Source organism: Bacillus sp. HU-1818, assembly GCF_022695965.1.
Classification (GTDB): Bacteria; Bacillota; Bacilli; order Bacillales; family Bacillaceae; genus Bacillus; species Bacillus atrophaeus.
On the sequence record NZ_JAAPBE010000003.1, the window covers coordinates 419,446 to 443,426 of the forward strand.

Here is a 23,981-nt window from a genome sequence, read left to right on the forward strand (position 1 = left end):
TGATTTTTCAAGAGGAGGTTCTTTTTTTGAAAAAGAAGGGGAAGGGCAAGAGCAGCCCAAAAAAATTCCGCAGCCTAAAAAACGCCCGATCAATGCATGTACTATTATATCTTCTGCTCGCCGCCATTATGTTTGGATTGCTCTTTGTACATGTTAAGCCGGAGTCGCTTGATTTAGACCTGTTTTCAGTAAGCGACAAAACCATATACGCTCCGGCAACAGTTGAAGATCAAAAAGCGACAAAAGTGAAAAAGCAAGCTGCCGAGGATGCGGTCGAAGACCAATATACATTAAAAAAAGAATATACAGACAATCGTCTTGACCTTGTGTCATCCATATTCGACAGTATAAGTGAAGTGAAAAAATCTGCCGATGAAGACAGTGACCCACCATCAGAAAAATCGATGGTTAAGTCCGTGAAAAACAAGCTGACTTCAGATGTGAATGACTCTATTTCAGAGGATACCATTAAGACTTTGCTGAAAGCAGACAGTGAAGATTTTTCATTTGTCAGAGATACTGTAATTACGACAGTCAATTCAGTCATGAGCAATGAAATTACGTCTGATAAATTATCTGCTGCAAAGGATAAAGTGGCAAAAGAGCTGAAAAGCAATTCCATCCCGTCTAAGTATCTGGGGGCCGCGACCGAAATCGGGCGTTATGCCATTATCCCGAACTACGTGTTTGATCCGAGCGCAACCGAGGAAAAGCGTCAGGAAGCGTCAGATAATGTCCAGCAGGTTCAGATTAAACAAGGACAGGTGCTTGTAGAAGAGAATGATCTCATTGATCGTGAAGTGTACAGAAAGCTTGAATTGACAGGGCTATTAAATAACTCAAATCTTCTAAAACCGATCAGCGGACTATTGATTATCATCGGCCTTTTCATCGCGACACTTGTATACTATTTTGAAAAACAAAATCAGAATCTGAAGTTTAAAAACAAGTCGATTCTGTTATTTTCCATCATTACAACCCTGTTGCTTGTGATTATGGAGGTGGTTAGTTTATTTCAAAAAATGGAATATAATAATATTGGCTACCTCGTTCCTATAGCGGCGGGCGCCATATTGATCAAACTTCTGATGAACGAACGAATCGCCATTTTGGGAAGTATTATTCTTGCGATTTGCGGAAGTATGATGTTTAATCAGGGCGTGACAGGGACATTTAATTATGTCATCGGGATTTTTTATCTGATCAGCAGTATATCCGGTGTTTTATTTTTAGGGAAACACAATGCAAGATCAAAGATTTTGCAGACCGGACTGTTTGTTTCGTTCATCAATATGATCGTCGTGCTTTCCCTGTTATTGATACAGAATACCGCGCTGTCAAGTCTTGAAATAGGGACTTTAATGCTGATGGGCGTTGTATCGGGATTGGCATCATCCGTTTTGATTATCGGTCTTATGCCGTTCTTTGAGACAGGTTTTGGCATTTTGTCCACAATGAGACTGATTGAGCTGTCTAACCCGAATCATCCGCTGCTGCGAAAAATTTTAACGGAAACACCAGGTACATATCACCACAGTGTCATGGTCGCCAACTTGTCGGAAGCCGCCTGCGAAGCAGTAGGGGCACATGGCTTGCTTGCAAGAGTCGGCGCGTACTATCATGATTTAGGAAAAACAAAGCGGCCCCAATATTTTATTGAAAATCAAATGAATATTGATAACCCGCATGATAAGCTTTCTCCGCAGCTTAGCAAAAATATCATTATTGCGCACGCTGCAGACGGAGCGAACATGCTGAGAAGCTATAAGTTTCCGAAAGAGCTTGTCGATATAGCTGAGCAGCATCACGGAACGTCATTATTGAAATTCTTTTATTATAAAGCGAAAGAAAAAGGCGACCAGATTACAGAAGGAGAGTTCCGCTATCCCGGACCGAAGCCGCAGTCGAAAGAAGCAGCTATTATTTCGGTGGCGGACAGCGTCGAAGCAGCGGTCAGGTCCATGCACAATCCTAATCCTGAACGGATTGAAAAGCTTGTGCGCGGCATTATTTCAGATAAGCTTCAGGACGGGCAATTCAGCGAATGCGACTTGACATTCAGAGAACTAGATACGATTGCAAAAACATTATGCGCAACGCTAAAAGGAATTTTCCACTCCCGGATTGAATATCCGGAGGCTAATAAACAGAAGGTGAAGTAAGTGAGTTTACTTATAGACATTATTGATGAGACAGAAAGTGTTGCTGAAGAAATGCTGAAGGAAGTTGAAAAGCTCCTTCAATTTGCCGCTGAACGCGAAGGCGTCCAAGATCAGGCGGAAGTTTCAGTCACCATTGTGACCAATGATGAAATTCAACAGATTAATAAAGAATACCGTGGGAAAGATACGCCTACAGACGTCATTTCTTTTGCCCTTGAAGAAGAGGGGGAAGGCGAAGTAGAGATCGTGGGTGCCGAAATGCCGCCCGTTTTAGGTGATATTATCATCAGCGCAGACCGGACGAAAGAACAGGCGGAAGAGTATGGCCACTCCTTCCTTCGGGAGCTCGGCTTCCTTGCCGTACACGGCTTTTTGCACCTGTTAGGGTATGATCATATGACGAAAGAGCAAGAAGAGGAGATGTTTACTAAGCAAAAGGATTTGCTGGATAACTATGGACTCACGAGATCATAAAAATGAGTGGCATCGGCTGTTGAAAAGCTTTGTTCATGCAGGCCGGGGAATCTTGAAGACGGCGCGGTCGGAGCGGAATTTTCAAATTCACGCAGCGGCTGCCTGCGCCGTTATCCTCTGCGGCTTTCTAGTAAGGATCAACATAACAGAATGGGCCGTCGTTTTGATTCTGATCGGAGGCATGCTCTCGTTGGAATTGCTGAATACGGCGATAGAGCATACCGTAGATTTGGTGACAGATAAACAGCACCCCCTTGCAAAAGCTGCAAAGGACGCGGCTGCCGGAGCTGTTTGCGTATTTGCCGTCATTTCGTGTATCATTGGTTTACTTATCTTTTTGCCAAAGCTTTTTTGGTAGAAATTTCTTACAATTGTTTTACATTTCTAGAAATGGGCGTGAAAAAACAATCGTAATTATGTAAAATAAAAGTGTTAGCGGTATCATTTTAGGTAAGAGAGGAACATGTACACATGAACAGACAGGAACTCATTTCAGAAGCACTCAGAGCACGCGATCTCGCGTATGTGCCGTATTCAAAGTTTAAAGTCGGAGCCGCTCTTCTTACCACGGATGGGAAAGTGTACAGAGGCTGCAATATTGAGAATGCTGCATACAGCTTGTGCAACTGCGCGGAGCGTACGGCGCTGTTTAAAGCCGTTTCTGAGGGAGATACGGAATTTCAAATGCTCGCAGTTGCCGCTGATACACCGGGACCGGTATCTCCGTGCGGAGCCTGCAGACAAGTGATTTCAGAGCTCTGCAAAAAGGATATGCTGGTGATATTGACGAATTTACAAGGACAAATAAAAGAAATGACTGCAGAAGAATTATTGCCAGGAGCATTTTCATCGGAGGATTTACATGACGAACGAAAGTTTTAAATCAGGATTTGTTTCCATTATTGGAAGACCAAACGTAGGAAAATCCACATTTTTGAACCGGGTCATCGGCCAAAAAATCGCCATCATGAGCGATAAGCCGCAAACGACAAGAAACAAAGTGCAAGGGGTTTTAACGACAGGCACGTCACAAACCATTTTTATTGATACACCGGGCATTCATAAGCCTAAGCATAAGCTTGGCGACTTCATGATGAAAGTGGCGCAAAATACTTTAAAAGAAGTCGACTTAATTTTGTTTATGATCAATGCTGAAGAAGGATACGGCAAGGGTGACGAGTTTATTATTGAGAAGCTGCAGCATACGTCTACACCCGTATTTTTAATCGTGAACAAAATTGATCAGATCCATCCCGATAAGCTTCTTCTTTTAATAGATGAATACCGGGTGCGTTATCCTTTTAAGGAGATTGTTCCGATCTCTGCACTTGAAGGCAACAATATTGAGACATTGCTGACGCAAGTTGAAGCCTATCTACCGGAAGGGCCTCAGTTCTACCCGAGTGATCAGGTAACCGACCATCCTGAACGATTTATTATTTCTGAATTAATCAGAGAAAAGGTTTTGCATCTGACACGGGAAGAGATTCCGCACAGCATTGCGGTCAGCATTGAATCCATAAAAGCGCGTGAGAACGGTTCTGTGCATGTAGCCGCAACCATTGTGGTGGAGCGTGACTCGCAAAAAGGGATTGTTATCGGCAAACAAGGAAGTCTGCTGAAGGAAGTCGGTAAAAGGGCAAGAACGGACATTGAAGCGCTTCTTGGCTCCCGCGTTTACCTTGAGTTATGGGTGAAGGTGCAAAAAGACTGGCGGAACAAGATGTCCCAGCTTCGAGATTTCGGCTTTAAAGAGGATGAATATTGATAATTGGCTGGTGAACCATTGTGTACGATTATCTCACAGAAACAAGGCTGCATTAGCAAAAATTGTTTAACATGAAAAGGAGGACAGCTGGTCAAGATAAGGGTAAGAATTTGGAGTTTTAGATAAGCTAGTTTAACTACAGAAAGGTGGGTTTCTTGTGTTGAATTTTACCTGGAACGTATTTTCACAAACAGGAAGCGTTGATACGTATCTTCTTTTTAAAGAACTGGAAAAGGAGAACCTGGAAAGACCCGATGAACTAGAAGACGAGCTAGCCCGATTTGATTTTCCAATTTTATAAACCTCTTGGCCGCTCCTGTTTTTGGAAGGTGCGGGTATGCTGACAAAATGTGAAGGAATTGTCCTTCGTACCAATGACTACGGCGAAACAAATAAGATTGTGACCCTGCTGACAAGGGAGCACGGCAAAATCGGCGTAATGGCAAGAGGCGCCAAAAAAACCAACAGCCGTTTATCAGCCGTCAGTCAGCCTTTTCTGTACGGATCGTTTTTAATGCAAAAAACGTCAGGTCTCGGGACGCTTCAGCAGGGTGAAATGATTCTCAGTATGAGAGGCATCAGAGAAGATTTGTTTTTGACAGCTTATGCTGCTTTTATTGCAGAACTTGTTGATAAGGGGACGGAGGAAAAGAAGCCGAACCCGTATTTGTTTGAATTGATTCTTGAGTCTTTGAAGAGGCTTAATGAAGGAACCGACCCCGATGTCATTACCTTCATCGTTCAAATGAAAATGCTGGGTGTAATAGGATTGTATCCCGAACTCAACCATTGTGTGCATTGTCAAAGTCAGGATGGAACGTTTCATTTTTCTGTCAGGGATAACGGATTTATCTGTCATCGCTGCTTTGGCAAGGACCCTTACAAAGTGCCGATTACGCCGCAAACGGCCAGGCTTTTGAGACTGTTTTATTACTTTGATCTTTCTAGACTCGGCAATGTATCCATAAAGCAGGAAACAAAAGATGAGCTGAAGCGGGTCATTGACTTGTATTACGAAGAATATTCCGGAATTTATCTTAAATCAAAACGTTTTTTAGACCAAATGGAGAGTATGAAAAATCTAATGGGTGAAAACAAAAGTTGACATTCAGCCCATCTTTTTATATGATCATTTATTATAAAATATGTTGCGGTGACAGAAAGAAGTACTTGCGTCTATCTCATATCAAGCGACCTTAGGCCGGTGAAAGCTAAGGATGAGCACGTAAGGAAAGGCATTCTTGAGCAATTTTTAAAAAGAGGCTGGGGGTTAAATCCCGGCAACTAGGGTGGAACCGCGGGAGAACTCTCGTCCCTATGTTTGCGGCTGGCAAGCATAGAGACGGGAGTTTTTTGGTTGCAGCCGCAGTGAACGTTGAATGTACTAAATGGAGGTGCTTGAAATGAATATTCAAGACATGATTCTTACCCTGCAAAAGCATTGGTCCAGTGAGGGCTGTGTACTGATGCAGGCCTATGATGTAGAAAAAGGAGCCGGAACGATGAGCCCGTATACGTTTTTGCGGAGCATCGGACCTGAGCCGTGGAAGGTGGCTTACGTAGAGCCGTCAAGACGGCCTGCAGACGGCCGTTACGGAGAAAATCCGAACAGGCTTTATCAGCATCATCAATTCCAAGTAATTATTAAACCGTCGCCAGATAATATTCAAGAGCTTTATCTTGATTCGTTACGCGCGCTGGGAATTGATCCGCTCAAACATGACATCCGTTTCGTGGAGGATAACTGGGAGAACCCATCATTAGGCTGTGCGGGCCTTGGCTGGGAAGTGTGGCTTGACGGCATGGAAATTACGCAATTCACGTATTTCCAGCAGGTCGGCGGTTTAGAATGTAAACCTGTTTCAGTTGAAATCACTTATGGAATAGAACGTCTCGCATCTTACATTCAAGACAAAGAGAATGTATTTGACCTTGAATGGACTTCAGGCTTTACCGTCAAAGATTTGTTTATGATGGCTGAGTACGAGCATTCCGTCTATACCTTTGAAACCTCTGATGTTGATATGCTGTTCCAATTGTTCAGCACGTATGAAAAAGAAGCAAATAAACAAATGGATAACGGCCTTGTTCATCCGGCGTATGACTATGTATTGAAATGCTCGCATACTTTTAACCTGCTGGACGCAAAAGGCGCCATCTCTGTTACAGAGCGGACGGGCTATATCGGAAGAGTCCGAAATTTAGCAAGAAAAGTAGCGAGAACATATTATGAGGAACGAGAAAAACTAGGGTTCCCAATGCTTAAAGGGGAGGGTTCTTCTCATGAGTAAACAAGATTTACTTTTAGAGATCGGATTAGAAGAAATGCCGGCGCGCTTTATGCATGATAGCATGGTGCAGCTTGGAGAAAAACTCGGAAACTGGCTGACTGAAAGAAATATCGCTCATGGTGAAGTGAAGCTTTTTAATACGCCGAGACGTCTTGCGGTTTTAGTAAAAGATGTAGCAGAAAAACAGGCTGATATAAAAGAGGAAGCAAAAGGTCCCGCGAAAAAAATCGCCCTCGATTCAGACGGCAATTGGACAAAAGCAGCCATCGGTTTTTCCAAAGGCCAAGGTGCCGGCGTAGAGGATTTATATATCAAAGATGTAAAAGGCACAGAATATGTTTTTGTGCAAAAATTTCAAGCCGGGCAAGACACGAAGACACTTCTTCCAGAAATAGAAGGTCTGATTACAAGCCTTCATTTTCCGAAAAACATGCGCTGGGGAAATGAAGACCTGCGTTATATCCGTCCGATAAAATGGATTGTGGCGTTATTTGGGCAAGAGGTTATTCCGTTTTCAATCACAAATGTGCAGTCAGGCCATATGACAAAGGGACATCGGTTCCTCGGTCATGAAGTGTCAATTGAAACGCCTTCTGCATATGAGGAAAAATTGAAAGAGCAGCATGTCATTGCAGATCCGGAAATTCGCAAAAGCATGATACAACATCAGCTTGAATCCATTGCTGCTGAAAAGAATTGGAACATTCCGGTCGATGAGGATCTGCTGAATGAGGTCAATCATTTAGTGGAATACCCGACTGCGCTTTATGGCTCTTTTGAACCTGAGTTTCTTTCTATTCCTGAGGAAGTGCTGGTTACCACAATGAAGGAGCATCAGCGTTATTTCCCTGTAAAAGACCAAAATGGCGATTTGCTCCCATACTTTGTGACGGTCCGAAACGGAAACAGCCATGCCATTGAAAATGTGGCCAGAGGAAATGAAAAGGTACTCAGAGCCAGATTATCCGACGCTTCTTTCTTCTATAAGGAAGACCAGAAGCTTAATATAGATGAAAATGTGAAAAAACTTGAAAATATTGTTTTCCATGAAGAACTTGGATCTCTCGCTGATAAAGTGAGAAGAGTGACAACTATTGCTGAAAAACTGGCTGATCAGCTAAAAGCTGATGAAGAGACGAAAAAGCTGATTACACGTGCGGCTGAAATCTCTAAATTTGACCTTGTCACACATATGATATATGAATTCCCTGAGCTTCAAGGCATTATGGGTGAGAAGTATGCGAGAATGCTCGGTGAAGAAGAAGCCGTGGCCATCGCTGTGAATGAGCACTATATGCCGAGAGCTGCAGGCGGAGAAACACCATCTACTCTCACAGGTGCTGTTGTTGCTTTGGCTGATAAACTTGATACGATTACTTCATTCTTCTCGATCGGCGTGATTCCGACAGGTTCTCAAGACCCCTACGGATTACGGCGCCAAGCAAGCGGAATCGTTTCCATCCTGCTTGACCAAAACTGGGGCATTTCGTTTGAACAGCTGCTGACATTTGTGAAAACAGACAAAAACAGCGAACTTTTGGATTTCTTCACTCAGCGCCTTAAATATGTCATGAACGCGGAACAGATCCGCCATGATGTGATTGACGCGGTGCTTGACAGCTCGGAACTGGAGCCTTACTCAGCGCTGCACAAAGCCCATGTATTAGAGAAAAAGCTGGGAGCGCCAGGTTTTAAAGAAACAGCTGAAGCGTTGGGACGAGTAATATCCATCAGCAAAAAAGGCGAGCATGGAAATATTCAGCCTGATCTGTTTGAAAATGAACAAGAAGCAAGGCTGTATGATGCCTATAAAGAAGCAAAGCGCAATTTGCATGCCAGCTTCAATAAAAAGGATTATGAAGCTGCACTGACTGCGCTGGCCGCATTAAAAGGGCCGATCGAAGAATACTTTAACCACACAATGGTTCATGCGGATAATGAAACATTAAAGGCGAACCGCTTAGCCCAAATGATAAATTTGGCAGACGAAATCAAGTCTTTTGCTAATATGAACGCGCTTATTGTAAAATAAAGAAAGGAAAGACGGTTGCTGTGAGATGATCGGCAATCGTCTTTTTACCCGTTTGTAAGAGTTTTTGTTTGATAATGCCCAATTTGCGTTATAATATGAATTATTATTCGATACATAGATATGAAGAATGCTTTATCTTAAAAGGTGGTGAGTACGATCGAACTCAATAAACGGCAAGAACAAATTTTGCAGATTGTAAAAGAAAACGGGCCGATTACCGGGGAACATATAGCAGATCAGCTGAATTTGACCAGAGCGACGCTGCGACCCGATTTAGCCATACTCACCATGTCAGGCTTCCTTGAGGCACGCCCGAGAGTCGGTTATTTTTATACAGGTAAAACGGGCACACAGCTTTTAGCGGATAAATTAAAAAAACTTCAAGTGAAAGACTTTCAATCTATTCCCGTTGTTATCCATGAAAACGTATCTGTCTATGATGCGATATGCACCATGTTTTTAGAGGATGTAGGTACTCTGTTTGTTGTAGACCGTGACGCTGTGTTAGTCGGAGTGCTGTCACGCAAGGACTTGCTCAGAGCCAGCATCGGTCAGCAGGAGCTTGCTTCAATACCTGTGCACATTATTATGACGAGAATGCCGAACATTACGGTCTGCAGGCGTGAAGATTATGTAATGGACATAGGGAGGCACCTGATCGAAAAACAAATTGACGCGCTTCCTGTCATAAAAGAAACGGATAAAGGTTTCGAAGTGATCGGCAGAATTACAAAAACGAATATGACGAAAATACTCGTCAGTTTATCAGAAAATGAAATTATCTAAGGATGAAACTAACGGGGGGATAATATGAACAATCGCATCATATATGTTGTATCGGATTCAGTCGGAGAAACGGCTGAATTGGTCGTAAAAGCTTCACTCAGCCAATTCAATGGTTCTGCGGACGATACAAATATAAGAAGAATTCCTTATGTTGAAGATATCGGCACCATTAATGAAGTCATTTCTCTCGCACAGGCAGACGGCGGCATTATCTGTTTTACACTCGTTGTTCCTGAAATACGCGAATACTTAATTGCTGAAGCTAAAAAAGCCAACGTCTTATATTATGATATTATCGGCCCGTTAATAGATAAAATGGAAACAGTCTACGGTCTGACGGCTAAATATGAACCTGGCCGTGTCCGCCAGCTTGATGAAGATTATTTCAAGAAGGTGGAAGCGATTGAATTTGCGGTAAAATATGATGACGGACGGGACCCTAGAGGCATTTTAAAAGCCGATATCATCCTAATCGGCGTGTCCCGCACATCTAAGACTCCTTTATCTCAATATCTCGCCCACAAGCGGCTCAAGGTTGCCAATGTTCCGATTGTTCCTGAGGTTGACCCGCCGGAGGAACTGTTTGCTGTTGATCCGAAAAAATGCATCGGCTTGAAAATAAGTCCGGATAAGCTGAACCATATTCGAAAAGAACGGTTAAAATCCCTTGGCTTGAATGACAAAGCCATCTATGCGAATATTAACAGAATTAAAGAAGAGCTTGAATATTTCGAAAAGATAGTGGATCGGATCGGATGCCAGGTTGTAGATGTTTCCAACAAAGCGGTTGAAGAAACGGCGAATATCATCCACCATTTAAAAACGAAGAACAAATAACTCAGGGACGCTCTCTCCTGGGTTTTTGATTGTAAGGAAAAAGGGAATAGTGAAAAAGAATAGCATCTTTACGAAGTTTGTATTATAATAAAAAATTGTGATAAAATGATTAATTTTAGGTTTAAGCTTAGTCTGATACGAATAAACTATTATGGGTAAGATGTCAAGAATTTCTCCCGGAAATTTTTCGACAAATTCGCATAGTCCGCAATTTTGAAGCATGAGCGATTTTACTTGCTTTTATGCAGGAGATTAATGGAGGGATGGAGAATTACTCTTCTTGATGAAAAAGAAAAGACGATTTTTGTCGATGCTGATGCGTGTCCTGTAAAAGATGAAATTTTGCTCGTTGCATCAGATTTCAATGTTCAAGTCCTTTTTGTAGCTTCATTTGAGCACTATCAGCTTTCCAGAGGGAAGGAAGAGAAGTGGAAGTACGTTGATCCTCATAAAGAAGCAGCTGACTTATATATCGCAAATCATGTAAAGCCGGGAGATATTGTTGTGACGCAGGACATAGGGCTTGCCTCCTTATTGCTGAACAGGAAAGTCAGCGTCATGTCAGAAAGAGGCCGGCTTTATAAGGAAGACACGATTGATTTCGCGCTTCAAGGCCGTCATATTTCCGGCAAACAAAGGAGAAAAGGCATATATTCCAAGGGCCCTAAAAAATTAAATAATGAAGATCGAGAACGATTTGTTACCCTGCTGCAAAAAATCCTGTCGAATCATGAAGGGATTTTAGACTAAGGCATCGAATAATGTACGACGGAGTGTTAATAAGATGGGAAATCGTATACCAGATGAAATTGTGGATCAGGTGCAAAAGTCAGCAGATATCGTAGAAGTCATAGGTGATTACGTTCAATTAAAAAAGCAAGGCCGAAATTACTTTGGACTCTGTCCATTTCATGGAGAAAACACGCCTTCATTTTCCGTATCGCCGGATAAACAGATTTTTCATTGCTTCGGATGCGGAGCGGGCGGCAATGTTTTCTCCTTTTTGAGGCAGATGGAGGGCTATTCGTTTACCGAATCAGTATCCCACCTTGCTGATAAATATCAAATTGATTTTCCCGATGATATAACGATTAATACAGCGTCCCGCCCAGATTCATCCGGCGAACAGAAGATGGCGGAGGCTCATGAGCTTCTGAAGAAATTTTACCATCATTTGCTAATGAATACAAAGGAAGGTCAAGATGCGTTAGATTACCTTCTGTCAAGAGGCTTTACGAAAGAGCTGATAGATGAGTTTGAAATTGGTTACGCTCTTGATTCTTGGGACTTCATGACGAAGTTTTTGGCAAAACGGGGATTTAAAGAAGAGCTGATGGAAAAAGCCGGGCTTTTAATCAGACGGGAAGACGGCAGCGGTTATTTTGACCGTTTCAGAAATCGGATCATTTTTCCGATTCATGATCATCATGGTGCTGTAGCCGCTTTCTCAGGCAGAGCGCTCGGAGACCAGCAGCCTAAATATATGAACAGCCCTGAAACACCGCTGTTTCATAAAAGTAAGCTGTTATACAATTTTCATAAAGCACGCCTCCAAATCAGGAAGCAGGAAAGAGCGGTCTTGTTTGAAGGATTTGCAGATGTCATATCAGCTGTCAGCTCAGGAGTGAAAGAAAGCATAGCTACGATGGGAACCTCTCTCACAGAAGAGCATGCGAAGATCCTGAGAAGAAACGTGGAAGAGATCATCCTCTGCTATGATTCCGATTCAGCCGGTTATGAAGCCACCTTAAAAGCCGCAGATCTGCTGATGAAAAAAGATTGTAAGGTAAGGGTGGCCATCATCCCAGACGGATTGGACCCTGACGATTATGTGAAGAGATACGGCGGGGAAAAATTCAAAAATGACATCATAAGCGCGAGTGTTACCGTAATGGCGTTCAAAATGCAATTCTTCCGTAAAGGAAAGAACTTATCTGATGAAGGCGACCGGTTAGCCTACATCAAATCCGTTTTGAAAGAAATCAGCGCGCTGTCAGGATCGCTTGAACAAGAAGTTTACCTGAAACAGCTTGCTGCCGAATTTTCTCTTTCACAAGAATCGTTAGCGGAGCAGCTCGCCGTATTCACAAAGCAAAACGGACCGAGCCAGAATAACAGGGAGACCCAGACAAGGCGGGCGCATATCACTACAAAGGCGAGGCAAAAGCGTCTGCGGCCGGCCCATGAAAATGCTGAAAGGCTTCTTCTCGCCCATATGCTACGTGACCGGGGCGTCATAAAAAAAGTGCTGGATCGGATTGGATTTGAATTCAATCTCGACGAGCACCGGGCGTTGGCAGCATATCTGTATGCTTTATATGAAGAAGGAGCTGAGCTGACACCTCAAAATGCGATGTCAAAACTTCAGGATGACACGATCAGCCAGCTGCTTTCCGATATATTGATGCTGCAAATCAATCAAGAATTGAGCGAAGCCGAGTTATCGGATTATGTAAAAAAAGTGTTGAATCACCGAAAATGGTCAATGATAAAGGAAAAAGAGCAAGAGAGAGCAGAGGCAGAAAGACAAAAGGATTTTCTCACAGCTGCATCTTTGGCTCAAGAAATTATTACATTGAACCGATCTTTAAAATAACACATGAATTTGCGGGAAGGCGCTCATTTGGCAATGATTCCTTGCGGAGGAGCAAAATAGATCGCTTTACCTCATCATGAATTGTCATTTCATTATTCGAACATTTCTTATGGCTGATTATATAGAAAACGCCTGAATGACTGAATAAGAAAAATACCGCTTTTAGAATTCGTTGCAAGCTTTGGAAGGAGGGATCCATAATGGCTGATAAACAAACCCACGAAACAGAAACAGAATTAACAATTGACCAAGTAAAAGACCAGCTGACTGAAGCCGGTAAAAAACGTGGCGTTTTGACATATGAAGAAATCGCCGAGCGTATGTCCAGCTTTGAAATTGAATCAGACCAAATGGATGAGTATTATGAATTTTTAGGAGAACAAGGTGTTGAAATAATTAGTGAAAATGAAGAAACAGAAGATCCTAATATTCAGCAGCTTGCCAAAGCCGAAGAAGAATTTGACCTCAATGACCTCAGTGTACCGCCTGGTGTAAAAATTAATGATCCAGTCCGTATGTACCTGAAGGAAATTGGCCGGGTAAATCTTCTTTCTGCTAAAGAAGAAATCACCTACGCTCAAAAAATTGAAGAGGGTGATGAAGAATCCAAGCGCAGATTGGCAGAGGCTAACTTACGATTGGTTGTCAGCATCGCCAAACGATATGTAGGACGCGGAATGCTTTTCCTTGATCTGATCCAAGAAGGCAATATGGGTCTGATGAAAGCCGTTGAAAAGTTCGACTATCGTAAAGGATATAAATTCAGTACGTATGCTACGTGGTGGATCAGGCAGGCAATTACACGCGCTATCGCCGATCAGGCAAGAACGATTCGTATCCCTGTTCATATGGTTGAAACCATCAATAAATTAATCCGTGTGCAGCGCCAGCTCCTGCAAGACTTAGGAAGAGAGCCGACACCGGAAGAAATCGCAGAAGACATGGATCTTACACCTGAAAAAGTGCGTGAAATCTTAAAAATAGCTCAAGAGCCGGTATCTTTAGAGACACCGATCGGTGAGGAAGATGACTCTCATCTCGGCGATTTCATCGAAGATCAGGAGGCGACTTCACCTTCAGATCATGCGGCGTATGAGCTTTTAAAAGAACAGCTGGAAGATGTGCTGGATACGTTAACGGATCGTGAAGAAAATGTATTGCGCCTTCGTTTCGGGCTTGATGACGGACGCACAAGAACGTTGGAAGAAGTAGGCAAGGTATTTGGAGTAACGAGAGAGCGTATTCGTCAGATTGAAGCAAAAGCGCTTCGTAAATTAAGACATCCTAGCAGAAGTAAACGTCTGAAGGATTTTCTAGAATAGAGTGGAACGGGTCTGAATGATCCGTTCTTTTTTTGCCAAAAAAGATATATGGATAATATACCTTTATTTTACTGAATAATGACTCGGTTTGCAAATGAACATTTTACTAAAAATTCAAAAAGATGCCCACATTTCTTATTGTAAGCGTATACAATAAATTATACAATAGAATAAAAGGAAAATTGGACAAAACAAAAAGATTGTTGTCTTTTTTGTATAATGTGTGAATAACGAAATTTTTGCGCCTTGATCCATTTACTTTTTGTAAAATTAAGTTAGAATTAGAATTGTTTACATAGGGGAAGATGATAAAGGGGGATGGAAAATGAAACGGAATCCGCTTATTCCATTTTTGCTGATTGCTGTCTTAGGGATAGGGCTCACTTTCTTTTTATCCGTAAAGGGACTCGGCGACGCCAAAGAGATTGCAGGCGGAGGGGAAAACAAGTCTGCCGAGAAGGAAACTGCAAACGCTTCACCGGAAGAGATATACAAGGCCAACTGTATCTCATGCCACGGTGAAAACTATGAAGGTGTCTCAGGTCCGAGTTTAAAAGGCGTGGGAGATAAAAAAGATGTTGCTGAAATAAAAACAAAAATTGAAAAAGGCGGCAACGGAATGCCGTCAGGACTCGTACCTGCCGAGAAGCTGGATGAAATGGCAGATTGGGTGTCTAATATTAAATAACTAAATTTAAAGCTATATCTGTCAGGCCGCCGAGATTCTCTCGACAGCCTTTTATTTTTGCCTATCAGTACTTCCCTTTTGGTTTGTTGTGAACGATGATCGAAATTATGATCATTCAAAATTTCGCTATAAAGGTGAGAAAGGGAAGTGGAATGTGACGCTCTTACCTCACGTGCGAGGTTTGAGGGGGATTTACCAAACATGTTTCTGGATAAAGCAGAAATAGTAAAGAAAGAAAAACACATTCTTTAGTTTAAAGTTGGAACTTCCTTTGTTAAGAATGTTCTTTTGATAGACAGAGACTATAGAAACACTACTCATAAAAGCACCTTTTACAACGAGAAAACACATTAGAGTAAAGAAATAAACGAAAATCATGCGATCAGCTTGGATTCCCGGCTGTTTTTTTATATGATAGTAAAGGAAAAATGATTGAGAAAAGTTGTGATAACAATGAATGAAATGAAATTATCAAAAAGATTGCAGACAGTAGCGGAATACATACCGGACGGAGCAGTGATTGCGGATATAGGATCTGACCACGCTTACCTTCCTTGTTATGCTGTGCTGAATCATATAGCAAGCCGTGCAATTGCCGGGGAAATTACCGACGGCCCTTTTCTTTCTGCAAAACAGCAGGTTGAGAAATTAAACTTAAGCTCCCATATCTCAGTGAGGCAAGGGGACGGGCTGGAAGTGATTCAAAAAGGTGAGGCTGACGCAATTACGATTGCCGGAATGGGAGGCTCTTTGATCGCTCATATTTTAGAGTCTGGCAAAGATAAGCTGACAGGAAAAGAACGGCTTATTTTGCAGCCGAACATTCATGCTATCCATATTAGAGAGTGGCTCTATAAAGAAGGCTATGCTCTCGTGAGTGAGATGATTCTTGAGGAGGATGGGAAGTGCTATGAAGTGCTTGCCGCCGAAGCGGGAGACAAAGATGCAGCTTACGAAGGATTTTCTTTTGAAGCCGGAATGCTTGTCGGTCCTTTTTTAGCCAAAGAAAAGAATGCAGTATTTATGAAAAAATGGACTCAAGAGCTTGAACATACTGAAAATATTTATGAGCAGATCAGCCGTGCTGCGCAGTCCGGGCACAACAAACAAAAGTTAGCAGAACTCACAAAACGGATTGAGTTGTTAAAGGAGGTCATCGGACATGGATAAAACAGTAAACGGTCAGCAAATCATCCAGTTGTTTGAACAATTTTCTCCGAAGGCGTTTGCGGTTGAGGGAGACAAAATCGGATTGCAGATCGGCACTTTGAATAAACCGGTGAAAAACGTGATGGTCACGCTTGATGTACTGGAAAGTGTGGTAGACGAAGCGATTGAAAAAAACGTTGATGTGATTATTGCTCATCATCCGCCGATCTTCAGACCGCTTAAGCATATCTCGACAGATCAGCCTGGCGGTAGGCTGATTGAGAAATGTATCAAACATGATATTGCTGTATATGCGGCTCATACGAATCTGGATGTAGCGGACGGCGGAGTGAACGATTTGCTCGCTGAGGCTTTAGAGCTGGAGAATTCCGAAGTGCTGGTGCCGACATATTCAGATCCGCTTAAAAAACTGGTCGTATATGTGCCGAAAGAGTTCGAAGAGCAGGTCAGAGCCGCTCTTGGAAACGCCGGGGCAGGGCACATCGGCGAATACAGCCATTGTGCGTTTTCATCGGAGGGAATCGGAAGCTTCAAGCCGCTGGACGGTGCAAAGCCGTTTATCGGTGAGGTTGGAGAGCTTGAACTGGTTCATGAAGTCCGGCTTGAGACCGTTTTTCCTGCAAGTTTAGAAAAATCCGTGATAAAAGCCATGATCAAAAGCCATCCATATGAAGAAGTTGCTTATGATATTTATCATGTGGAACAGGCTTTGACAGAAAAAGGGCTTGGCCGGATCGGAAAACTGAAAGATGATATGACGCTTCAGGAATTTGCTTTGTTTGTGAAAGAAAAGCTGCAAGTAAACGGTGTCCGCATGGTAGGGGATTCTGAGAGTGTAGTGAAAAAGGTGGCTGTTCTCGGAGGAGACGGCAATAAATACATTTACGAGGCAAAACGAAAAGGCGCGGATGTTTACGTAACAGGAGATCTGTATTTTCATGTTGCGCATGATGCGATGATGATGGGGCTGAATGTTATTGATCCCGGTCACTATGCTGAAAAAATCATGAAAAAGGGTGTTGTGAAAACGCTGGCTGCGATGTGCGCAGAGAAAAATTATAATGTTCATATTTTTGTGTCTGAGACAGATACAAATCCGTTTACATTTTTATAAAAAAACTGAGGCCGTAAGGGCCTCAGTTTTTTGCTTTTACTTTAGGTAAAATCTTTTGCAGCGGGACGTTATGCTGAACTGTCCATGTCGATTCATCCTGATGATCAAATTGTTCTAAGAAGCGGATGACTTCTTTCGTAATAGGTGTTGGCGTGGAAGCGCCGGCGGTTACTGCTACAGTATTTACACCTTGAAGCCACTCCAGCTTTAATTCGCTTAAGTCGCCGATGCGGTAGGCTTTCGTTCCGGCAATTTCTTCGGACACTTGTGCGAGCCTGTTTGAGTTGTTGCTCTTCGGATCTCCGACAACGATCGTTAAGTCTGCTTTTTTTGCTTGTTCTGATACGGCTTCTTGGCGGACCTGTGTAGCCAGACAAATTTCCTGGTGATATTCAACATGTGGGTATTTATCCTTTACAAGCTCCATGATGTCATGAACATCCCATTGAGACATTGTCGTTTGGTTTGTTACGATTAATTTTTCTGCTTGAATATCAAGGTTTTGGACATCCTCTTCGGTTTCAACGAGGTGAACGATATCTGGCGCGACGCCTACCGCTCCCTCAGGCTCCGGATGGCCTTTTTTGCCGATGTAGATGACATGGTAGCCTTCCGCTTTCATTTTTAAAATTAAATCATGGGTTTTCGTGACGTCCGGGCATGTTGCGTCAATTGCGACTAAGCCTTTTTCTTCTGCTATTCTCCGGACTTCTGGAGAAACGCCGTGCGCCGTGAAAATGACGGTGCCTTTGTCTACCTGCTTTAATATTTCCAATCTGTTAGCTCCGTCCAGCGTGTAAATCCCGTCCTCTTCAAACGCATCTGTAACGTGTTTATTATGAACAATCATTCCGAGTATATAGATTGGTCTGGGTAAATTTTTATCAAGCGCCGCGTTTTTAGCGATGACCATGGCATCTACAACGCCATAGCAATAGCCGCGCGGCGAAATTTTAACTACGTCCATTTTTGGTTGTCCTCCTATTCAGAAGTGAGTGAGAGGCAATATAAAAAGCCGTAATTAAACGGCTCTATTCTTGCATTCTTCTGATCTCTATTATAGCCAATCTTAGTTCAGATATCAAAGAATGTTAAATATATAATCTTGGCTTTGAACTGCCTGACGTTCTTTTGACAGGAGCGGAGACCGGAGAGGGAGACACTTCTTTTTTCTTAGAGGCCGGAGCCGGAGCAGATTTTGACTTTGGTTCTGCGGGAACTGGACTCGTTTTTTTTACCGTCTCTGTTTCATCAGGTATATCTGTTTCATTCGTCTCAGCTTCTTTTCCGTCTGTTTCTTCTGTTTCGTCATCATTGCTGCTCAATTGGCTGTACAGCTTCATCATGGCCGGCAAGTTTCGCACTAATGGGCCATACTGCTGAATCATGGGAGTGACTTGCTGAGCCATGCCGAGCACTTTTTGGACATTGCCGAGCATGCTGGATAGCGACGCCGGATTGGCCAGATTCTGAATGCCTTGTAAACCGGAGGAGCCTCCGCCTGCCGCTGCCCCGGGCGCCCCTGTGCCTCCTGCACCCGGCAAAAACTTGGACAACATGCCCTTTAATCCTCCCCCTAAGCCATTTCTGGATTCGATTCCCGGCTGCTGGGGAAATGACTGGCGAGGGGGCTGGAAACCTTGCTGCGAAAATGAAGGCTGACGCATTGCGGGCGGTCTTCCGCCCATCATGCGCTGGTTAGGAGCGGGCCGGTTTGGCGGGCCCGGCTGACGCATATTTCTCATTGGCTGCTGCTGTGAAAACATACTTGTACCTCCTTTCAAACTCTCCCTGCTACTACAATATGCATGTGAGTCTGTATTTGCTTTTTTTCGAGAGAGCGTAAAACAAGCTCCTGACAAACATGGTGTTTTTAAGCCAAATCGGGTATAATGTGATGATGGACACATAATGTGCCGCTTTAAGGAGCTGGGAAAAATGAAAGAAACAAAATTTGAATTGTATGATCTGAAACCGTTTATTATAGATGCCGTACATCGCCTTGGTTTTTATGAGCCGACTGATATTCAAAAAAGGCTGATACCTGCTGTGTTAAAAAGAGAAAGCGTGATTGGGCAATCTCAGACCGGTACAGGAAAGACTCACGCTTATTTATTGCCTTTGTTAAATGAAATTGATCCGAATAAGGACGTTGTTCAGGTCGTCATTACGGCTCCGACAAGAGAGCTTGCCAATCAGATTCATCAGGAAGCGCTGAAAATTACAGAAAGCCTGACAGACGATTCTATCCGTTCGAAATGCTTTATCGGAGGCACGGATAAACAAAAATCAATTGATAAGCTAAAGACACAGCCACATCTGGTTGTCGGAACCCCGGGACGGATTGCTGATTTAATAAAAGAACAGGCGTTAAACGTTTATAAAGCTAAATCACTTGTTATTGATGAGGCGGATTTAATGCTTGATATGGGATTTATAGCTGATGTGGATTATATCGGATCACGTATGCCGGAAGATTTGCAAATGCTTGTTTTCTCCGCGACGATTCCAGAAAAACTGAAGCCTTTCTTGAAAAAGTATATGGAAAATCCGAAATACGCGCATGTGGAGCCGAAGCAAATCACTGCAGAAAAGATTGAGCATGTTCTCATCCCTTCAAAACACCGTGATAAGGACAAGTTGCTCTTTGACATCATGTCCCATTTAAATCCGTATCTTGGCATTGTATTTGCCAATACAAAAAATACGGCGGACCATATTGCTTCATACTTAACAGGCAAAGGAATGAAAATCGGTCTTCTTCACGGCGGGCTGACGCCTCGTGAGCGTAAAAAAGTAATGAAACAGATTAACGATCTGGAGTTCACATATGTCATCGCGACAGACCTTGCGGCTAGAGGGATTGATATTAAGGGTGTGAGCCACGTTATCAATTATGAGCTGCCGGATGATCTTGATTTTTATGTTCACCGTGTAGGAAGAACGGCGCGCGCCGGATCTTCAGGCCAAGCGATGACGATTTATGAGCTGTCTGATGAGGATGCGCTTGTCAAACTGGAGAAAATGGGCATCGTATTTGAATATGTTGAGCTTGAAAAAGGCGAATGGAAAAAAGGCGACGACCGCCAGCGCCGTAAAAACCGTAAAAAGACGCCGAACGGAGCTGACGAAATGGCACAGCGCCTAGTGAAAAAGCCGAAAAAAGTAAAACCGGGCTATAAAAAGAAAATGAGTTATGAGATGGAGAAAATAAGAAAAAAACAAAGAAGACAGCAATCTAAAAGAGGAAAGTAGGGAAACCGGTTGTTGAAAATAGGTTCACATGTCTCAATGAGCGGAAAACACATGCTTCTTGCCGCAAGCCAAGAAGCTGTCTCTTATGGGGCAAACACATTTATGATCTATACAGGCGCACCGCAAAATACGCGCCGTAAAAAAATTGAAGACCTCAATATAGAGGCAGGCCAGGCGCATATGAAAGAAAACGGCATTGACGATATTGTCGTTCATGCACCTTACATCATCAATATTGCGAATACGACCAACCCGGCAACATTTGAGCTTGGCGTTGACTTTCTGCGTTCGGAAATCGAAAGGACAGCTGCGATCGGAGCAAAACAAATTGTGCTTCACCCAGGCGCTCATGTGGGAGCGGGGGCTGATGTAGGCATTCAAAAGATCATTGAAGGCTTAAACGAAGTGATTGATCCGAATCAAAAGGTGCAGATCGCTTTGGAAACGATGGCCGGCAAAGGTTCTGAGTGCGGCCGGAGTTTTGAAGAGCTTGCCCAAATTATAAACGGTGTCACTCATAATGAGCATCTGTCCGTTTGCTTTGATACATGCCATACGCATGATGCAGGCTATGATGTTGTTCATGATTTTGACGGCGTTCTTAATGAATTTGATAAGATTGTGGGAATCGACAGAATAAAAGTGCTTCACATTAATGACAGCAAAAATGTCAGAGGTGCGAAAAAAGACCGCCATGAAAACATCGGCTTCGGTGAAGTCGGATTCGACGCTTTGCAATATGTGGTGCATCATGATCAGCTTTCAGATATACCGAAAATCCTGGAAACGCCGTATGTAGGGGAAGATAAGAAGAATAAAAAACCTCCATACCGATTCGAGATTCAAATGCTGAAGGAAAAGCAATTTGATGAGGGATTGCTGGAAAAAATAGCAGAACAATAAATAAAGGGGGAGTGAATCTCCCCCTCTTTAGCTTGTGAATTGTTTGAAAATTTCATTAACTGTATTTGCCGTTTCTTTCGATGTAATGTTTTCAACCTGTTTCAGCAGCTGCAAGCGTTCCTGATCATTAAAAATGTTTATGTTTTTACCGTTCATAAGGTTTGCGACTTCAGCCGCTTGTGTTCTTGTGAGACTGATTCCGTATTGCTTTGAGTACTTGAGTAAATCCTCCGCAGTCACTTGGTTCAGCCGCTGCAGAATAATTTTTTGAAATAAAATCATCGAACATTCCACCTCTCAGGAATAATGTATGGGCAAATCAGTAAAACGTTCCAGCTTTTAATGGTAAAATAGATTCATAATCTATTTTTAATAGTTATTTTCAGGAAGGAGATTTTATGACCTCAACAAAACAACATAAGAAAGAATCATTCATTCATTTCCTTTTCAGAGTCATTATGATTTTGGCCGGAGCTGCTTCAGCGGCGGTAAGTATTGAACTGTTTTTGGTCCCTAATAACTTCATTGACGGAGGCATCATCGGAGTATCGCTTATTTTAGATCACCTCTTTATGGCCACCCCCATCCTTAATTTCGCTATTTTTGTCGTAGTGCTAAACATACCGTTTATGATTTTTGGTTATAAATATATCGGTAAGACATTCTTGGTTTCTACCGTTATTGGAATTGTAGGGTTAGCGGTTATCGAATCTTCGCTTCACCATGTAGATGCCGTTACAACACAGCCAATTTTGGCTACAGTTTTTGGAGGGCTTTTGCTTGGCTTCGGTGTCGGTCTGGTGATTCGATTCGGGGGATCAATGGATGGCACAGAGATACTCGGTATCCTCCTGACGAAAAAATTGCCATTTTCAGTCGGTGAATTCGTTATGCTTATTAACGTGTTTATCTTTATTTGGGCCGGTTTTGTGTTTGGCCCGGAACAGGCGATGTATTCCTTCATGACCTATTATATTGCTATGAAAACAATAGATGCCGTTATTCAAGGACTTGATGAAACAAAAGCGGTCATTATTGTGGCAGAACAATATGCTGAAATATCAGACGCCATTTTGCACCGGCTTGGACGGGGGACTACCAAACTGCAGGGCAAGGGCGGTTATACCGATGAAACGAAGGAAGTTATATATGCTGTTGTTACAAGGCTTGAAGTAACCAAGCTGAAATCCATCATCTTTGAAATTGACAAAAATGCATTTATAACTATTATGAATACTCATGAAACGAGAGGCGGCAAATTCAAAACCGCTATCCATTAGGCTTTCATTTACTTTTATTAATTTTATAGGTATAATTTATATACGACATAAAGAGATGGCTTGCTGATTTGACAGCTGCCATTTTCTTTTTTGGAAAATCGGATTGATTGAGCATAAACATACGTTCTTTCAAAGTGACAAGGGGGACCCTCCATGAACGTACAAGAAGCACTTAACTTGCTGAAAGAAAAAGGATATAAATATACAAGCAAACGGGAAGATATGCTTCAGCTTTTCGCTGATTCGGACAGATATCTTACTGCTAAAAACGTTTTGGCTGCATTAAATGACGATTATCCCGGTCTGAGCTTTGATACAATATACAGAAACCTTTCATTATATGAGGAGCTGGGCATTTTGGAAACGACTGAGCTTTCCGGTGAAAAGCTTTTCAGATTTAAGTGTTCATACACACATCATCATCATCATTTTATTTGTTTAGAATGCGGAAAGACGAAAGAGATTGAATCATGCCCGATGGACAAACTTAACGACGATTTGGAAGGCTATGAAATCAGCGGCCACAAATTTGAGATATACGGCAAGTGTCCGGGATGCGAACAAAAAAATGCGGAAAACCCTTCAGCGTAAGGGTTTTTCTTTTTTAAAAAAAGCAGGAGCCTTATTTTTTCGGCTCCTGCTTTGTCAGCTTTTCACACGCAATAAACTGTGTTTGTTTTCATTTATCCAGTGAACGGCGTCAAGCCAGTTATTCACCCTGATGATATTCGAATCGATGGGGAGCTGATTATAGGGGGAATTAAACAAAATAACCGGAATATTGGCTTCTTTTGCTATCATCGTCGCATTACCGTGATGATCTTCAAAAAATAAGTCAATGTCATGCTTTCTCACAGCTTCTACCTTGTTGTGCCCGCCGACAAGCTCAATATGGTCATAGTGAATATCCCGGCTGCCGAACCACTCATAGGTGACATCAGCCAAATGGTTTCGCCTTGCTGTAATATAGATCAAAGAGTGTTCTTCTTTCAGTTTATCAAGCGATTGTTTTGCGTACTGCGCGAGCATGGCTTCTTTATATATCATCGCTTCATTGCGATTCATCCAGTCCCAAAATTCTTCGGTTGTAATATTCAGCAGCTTTGTCAGATCATAGTCCGTCATATCGTCTAATGAAATAGAAAGGTTAAACGAGCGGTTTAAATAAGGGACAAATGTATCTTGAGCCGTTATGGTGCCGTCAATATCTATTCCTAAGCGTAACATGCCCACACTCCTTTATTTTCATACTTTCAAGTGTAACATAAACAATTAACATTACCAGAAAAGTTTAGCAAACATG

At 42.6% G+C, this 23,981-nt stretch carries 25 protein-coding genes; 21 read left to right on the forward strand and 4 right to left on the reverse strand.

The annotated features are described in order from the left end of the window. Positions 1–26 precede the first annotated feature (26 nt). The 17 genes from GXP75_RS12610 to GXP75_RS12690 all read left to right on the forward strand — a co-directional run bounded on the left by GXP75_RS12610 (position 27) and on the right by GXP75_RS12690 (position 17,240). Entirely contained in the window at positions 27–2,162 is a 2,136-nt protein-coding gene (locus tag GXP75_RS12610; protein WP_242556940.1) for an HD family phosphohydrolase, read from the forward strand. Next, on the forward strand, positions 2,163–2,636 hold the full coding sequence (ybeY, locus tag GXP75_RS12615) for an rRNA maturation RNase YbeY (RefSeq protein WP_094232432.1): 474 nt from the start codon (positions 2,163–2,165) through the stop codon (positions 2,634–2,636). Next, entirely contained in the window at positions 2,617–2,994 is a 378-nt protein-coding gene (locus GXP75_RS12620; RefSeq protein WP_242556941.1) for a diacylglycerol kinase family protein, read from the forward strand. The genes ybeY and GXP75_RS12620 overlap by 20 nt, the downstream gene beginning before the upstream one ends. A 113-nt stretch (positions 2,995–3,107) precedes the next feature. Then, positions 3,108–3,518, forward strand: coding sequence for a cytidine deaminase (locus GXP75_RS12625; protein ID WP_010789236.1), 411 nt, complete (start codon positions 3,108–3,110; stop codon positions 3,516–3,518). Beyond that, positions 3,499–4,404, forward strand: a complete 906-nt coding sequence (gene era, locus GXP75_RS12630; RefSeq protein WP_004429485.1) for a GTPase Era — start codon at positions 3,499–3,501, stop codon at positions 4,402–4,404. The genes GXP75_RS12625 and era overlap by 20 nt, the downstream gene beginning before the upstream one ends. A 157-nt stretch (positions 4,405–4,561) precedes the next feature. Next, the gene (locus tag GXP75_RS12635; protein WP_004429487.1) at positions 4,562–4,705 is read left to right on the forward strand and encodes a YqzL family protein; all 144 of its coding nucleotides are present in this window, start codon (positions 4,562–4,564) and stop codon (positions 4,703–4,705) included. A 36-nt stretch (positions 4,706–4,741) separates the two neighbouring features. Next, positions 4,742–5,509 (forward strand): DNA repair protein RecO, encoded by a 768-nt coding sequence (gene recO / locus GXP75_RS12640; protein ID WP_088117596.1) that lies wholly within the window; start codon positions 4,742–4,744, stop codon positions 5,507–5,509. A gap of 298 nt (positions 5,510–5,807) precedes the next feature. After that, complete coding sequence (gene glyQ, locus GXP75_RS12645) at positions 5,808–6,695, forward strand: glycine--tRNA ligase subunit alpha (protein WP_004429491.1); 888 nt, start codon at positions 5,808–5,810, stop codon at positions 6,693–6,695. Beyond that, positions 6,688–8,727, forward strand: coding sequence for a glycine--tRNA ligase subunit beta (glyS, locus tag GXP75_RS12650; RefSeq protein WP_242556942.1), 2,040 nt, complete (start codon positions 6,688–6,690; stop codon positions 8,725–8,727). The genes glyQ and glyS overlap by 8 nt, the downstream gene beginning before the upstream one ends. Before the next feature lie 147 nt (positions 8,728–8,874). Continuing rightward, the gene (gene ccpN / locus GXP75_RS12655) at positions 8,875–9,513 is read left to right on the forward strand and encodes a transcriptional regulator CcpN (RefSeq protein WP_034718267.1); all 639 of its coding nucleotides are present in this window, start codon (positions 8,875–8,877) and stop codon (positions 9,511–9,513) included. A gap of 24 nt (positions 9,514–9,537) precedes the next feature. Beyond that, complete coding sequence (locus GXP75_RS12660) at positions 9,538–10,350, forward strand: pyruvate, water dikinase regulatory protein (protein WP_004429498.1); 813 nt, start codon at positions 9,538–9,540, stop codon at positions 10,348–10,350. A 255-nt stretch (positions 10,351–10,605) separates the two neighbouring features. Next, on the forward strand, positions 10,606–11,100 hold the full coding sequence (locus GXP75_RS12665; protein WP_004429502.1) for a YaiI/YqxD family protein: 495 nt from the start codon (positions 10,606–10,608) through the stop codon (positions 11,098–11,100). Between the two features lie 34 nt (positions 11,101–11,134). Further along, positions 11,135–12,946, forward strand: coding sequence for a DNA primase (gene dnaG / locus GXP75_RS12670; protein WP_242556943.1), 1,812 nt, complete (start codon positions 11,135–11,137; stop codon positions 12,944–12,946). A gap of 200 nt (positions 12,947–13,146) precedes the next feature. Continuing rightward, a complete protein-coding gene (gene rpoD, locus GXP75_RS12675) occupies positions 13,147–14,268 on the forward strand; it encodes an RNA polymerase sigma factor RpoD (RefSeq protein WP_242556944.1) in 1,122 nt (373 codons plus the stop codon). A 325-nt stretch (positions 14,269–14,593) separates the two neighbouring features. After that, positions 14,594–14,956 carry a cytochrome c550 gene (gene cccA / locus GXP75_RS12680; RefSeq protein ID WP_004429509.1) on the forward strand — a complete coding sequence of 121 codons (363 nt, stop codon included), beginning with the start codon at positions 14,594–14,596 and terminating at the stop codon, positions 14,954–14,956. A gap of 462 nt (positions 14,957–15,418) precedes the next feature. Continuing rightward, the gene (gene trmK / locus GXP75_RS12685) at positions 15,419–16,126 is read left to right on the forward strand and encodes a tRNA (adenine(22)-N(1))-methyltransferase TrmK (protein WP_277990761.1); all 708 of its coding nucleotides are present in this window, start codon (positions 15,419–15,421) and stop codon (positions 16,124–16,126) included. Then, positions 16,119–17,240: a Nif3-like dinuclear metal center hexameric protein gene (locus GXP75_RS12690; protein WP_242556945.1), complete on the forward strand. Its 1,122-nt coding sequence runs from the start codon at positions 16,119–16,121 to the stop codon at positions 17,238–17,240. Before trmK ends, GXP75_RS12690 begins: the two co-directional genes overlap by 8 nt. A 22-nt stretch (positions 17,241–17,262) precedes the next feature. Here GXP75_RS12690 and GXP75_RS12695 read toward each other — a convergent pair whose 3' ends face one another. Next, positions 17,263–18,207, reverse strand: a complete 945-nt coding sequence (locus tag GXP75_RS12695; protein ID WP_004429516.1) for a 4-hydroxy-3-methylbut-2-enyl diphosphate reductase — start codon at positions 18,205–18,207, stop codon at positions 17,263–17,265. A 124-nt stretch (positions 18,208–18,331) separates the two neighbouring features. Then, entirely contained in the window at positions 18,332–19,006 is a 675-nt protein-coding gene (gene vrrA / locus GXP75_RS12700; RefSeq protein WP_242556946.1) for a VrrA/YqfQ family protein, read from the reverse strand. 172 nt (positions 19,007–19,178) lie between these two features. On the opposite strand from vrrA, the gene GXP75_RS12705 reads away from it, so the two are divergent. Further along, positions 19,179–20,495, forward strand: coding sequence for a DEAD/DEAH box helicase (locus GXP75_RS12705; protein WP_242556947.1), 1,317 nt, complete (start codon positions 19,179–19,181; stop codon positions 20,493–20,495). Positions 20,496–20,504: 9 nt separating this feature from the next. Further along, complete coding sequence (locus tag GXP75_RS12710; protein ID WP_004429520.1) at positions 20,505–21,398, forward strand: deoxyribonuclease IV; 894 nt, start codon at positions 20,505–20,507, stop codon at positions 21,396–21,398. 27 nt (positions 21,399–21,425) lie between these two features. On the opposite strand, the gene GXP75_RS12715 is transcribed toward GXP75_RS12710, so the two are convergent. After that, on the reverse strand, positions 21,426–21,680 hold the full coding sequence (locus GXP75_RS12715; protein ID WP_106044124.1) for a DUF2624 domain-containing protein: 255 nt from the start codon (positions 21,678–21,680) through the stop codon (positions 21,426–21,428). A 116-nt stretch (positions 21,681–21,796) separates the two neighbouring features. Here GXP75_RS12715 and GXP75_RS12720 point away from each other — a divergent pair, with 116 nt between their 5' ends. Both GXP75_RS12720 and zur read left to right on the forward strand, forming a co-directional pair. Next, positions 21,797–22,678 (forward strand): YitT family protein, encoded by an 882-nt coding sequence (locus tag GXP75_RS12720; RefSeq protein ID WP_061572796.1) that lies wholly within the window; start codon positions 21,797–21,799, stop codon positions 22,676–22,678. 153 nt (positions 22,679–22,831) lie between these two features. Next, a complete protein-coding gene (gene zur, locus GXP75_RS12725) occupies positions 22,832–23,269 on the forward strand; it encodes a zinc uptake transcriptional repressor Zur (protein ID WP_004429523.1) in 438 nt (145 codons plus the stop codon). A 54-nt stretch (positions 23,270–23,323) separates the two neighbouring features. On the opposite strand, the gene GXP75_RS12730 is transcribed toward zur, so the two are convergent. After that, positions 23,324–23,905, reverse strand: coding sequence for a hypothetical protein (locus tag GXP75_RS12730; protein ID WP_242556948.1), 582 nt, complete (start codon positions 23,903–23,905; stop codon positions 23,324–23,326). Positions 23,906–23,981: the final 76 nt, after the last annotated feature.

Coding starts and splice junctions, on each gene's coding strand:
- GXP75_RS12620 (WP_242556941.1), top strand. CDS start 2,617: ATGGACTCACGAGATCATAAAAATGAGTGGCATCGGCTGTTGAAAAGC.
- GXP75_RS12625 (WP_010789236.1), top strand. CDS start 3,108: ATGAACAGACAGGAACTCATTTCAGAAGCACTCAGAGCACGCGATCTC.
- era (WP_004429485.1), top strand. CDS start 3,499: ATGACGAACGAAAGTTTTAAATCAGGATTTGTTTCCATTATTGGAAGA.
- recO (WP_088117596.1), top strand. CDS start 4,742: ATGCTGACAAAATGTGAAGGAATTGTCCTTCGTACCAATGACTACGGC.
- glyQ (WP_004429491.1), top strand. CDS start 5,808: ATGAATATTCAAGACATGATTCTTACCCTGCAAAAGCATTGGTCCAGT.
- glyS (WP_242556942.1), top strand. CDS start 6,688: ATGAGTAAACAAGATTTACTTTTAGAGATCGGATTAGAAGAAATGCCG.
- GXP75_RS12660 (WP_004429498.1), top strand. CDS start 9,538: ATGAACAATCGCATCATATATGTTGTATCGGATTCAGTCGGAGAAACG.
- GXP75_RS12665 (WP_004429502.1), top strand. CDS start 10,606: ATGGAGGGATGGAGAATTACTCTTCTTGATGAAAAAGAAAAGACGATT.
- dnaG (WP_242556943.1), top strand. CDS start 11,135: ATGGGAAATCGTATACCAGATGAAATTGTGGATCAGGTGCAAAAGTCA.
- rpoD (WP_242556944.1), top strand. CDS start 13,147: ATGGCTGATAAACAAACCCACGAAACAGAAACAGAATTAACAATTGAC.
- cccA (WP_004429509.1), top strand. CDS start 14,594: ATGAAACGGAATCCGCTTATTCCATTTTTGCTGATTGCTGTCTTAGGG.
- trmK (WP_277990761.1), top strand. CDS start 15,419: ATGAAATTATCAAAAAGATTGCAGACAGTAGCGGAATACATACCGGAC.
- GXP75_RS12690 (WP_242556945.1), top strand. CDS start 16,119: ATGGATAAAACAGTAAACGGTCAGCAAATCATCCAGTTGTTTGAACAA.
- GXP75_RS12695 (WP_004429516.1), bottom strand. CDS start 18,207: ATGGACGTAGTTAAAATTTCGCCGCGCGGCTATTGCTATGGCGTTGTA.
- vrrA (WP_242556946.1), bottom strand. CDS start 19,006: ATGTTTTCACAGCAGCAGCCAATGAGAAATATGCGTCAGCCGGGCCCG.
- GXP75_RS12705 (WP_242556947.1), top strand. CDS start 19,179: ATGAAAGAAACAAAATTTGAATTGTATGATCTGAAACCGTTTATTATA.
- GXP75_RS12715 (WP_106044124.1), bottom strand. CDS start 21,680: ATGATTTTATTTCAAAAAATTATTCTGCAGCGGCTGAACCAAGTGACT.
- GXP75_RS12720 (WP_061572796.1), top strand. CDS start 21,797: ATGACCTCAACAAAACAACATAAGAAAGAATCATTCATTCATTTCCTT.
- zur (WP_004429523.1), top strand. CDS start 22,832: ATGAACGTACAAGAAGCACTTAACTTGCTGAAAGAAAAAGGATATAAA.
- GXP75_RS12730 (WP_242556948.1), bottom strand. CDS start 23,905: ATGTTACGCTTAGGAATAGATATTGACGGCACCATAACGGCTCAAGAT.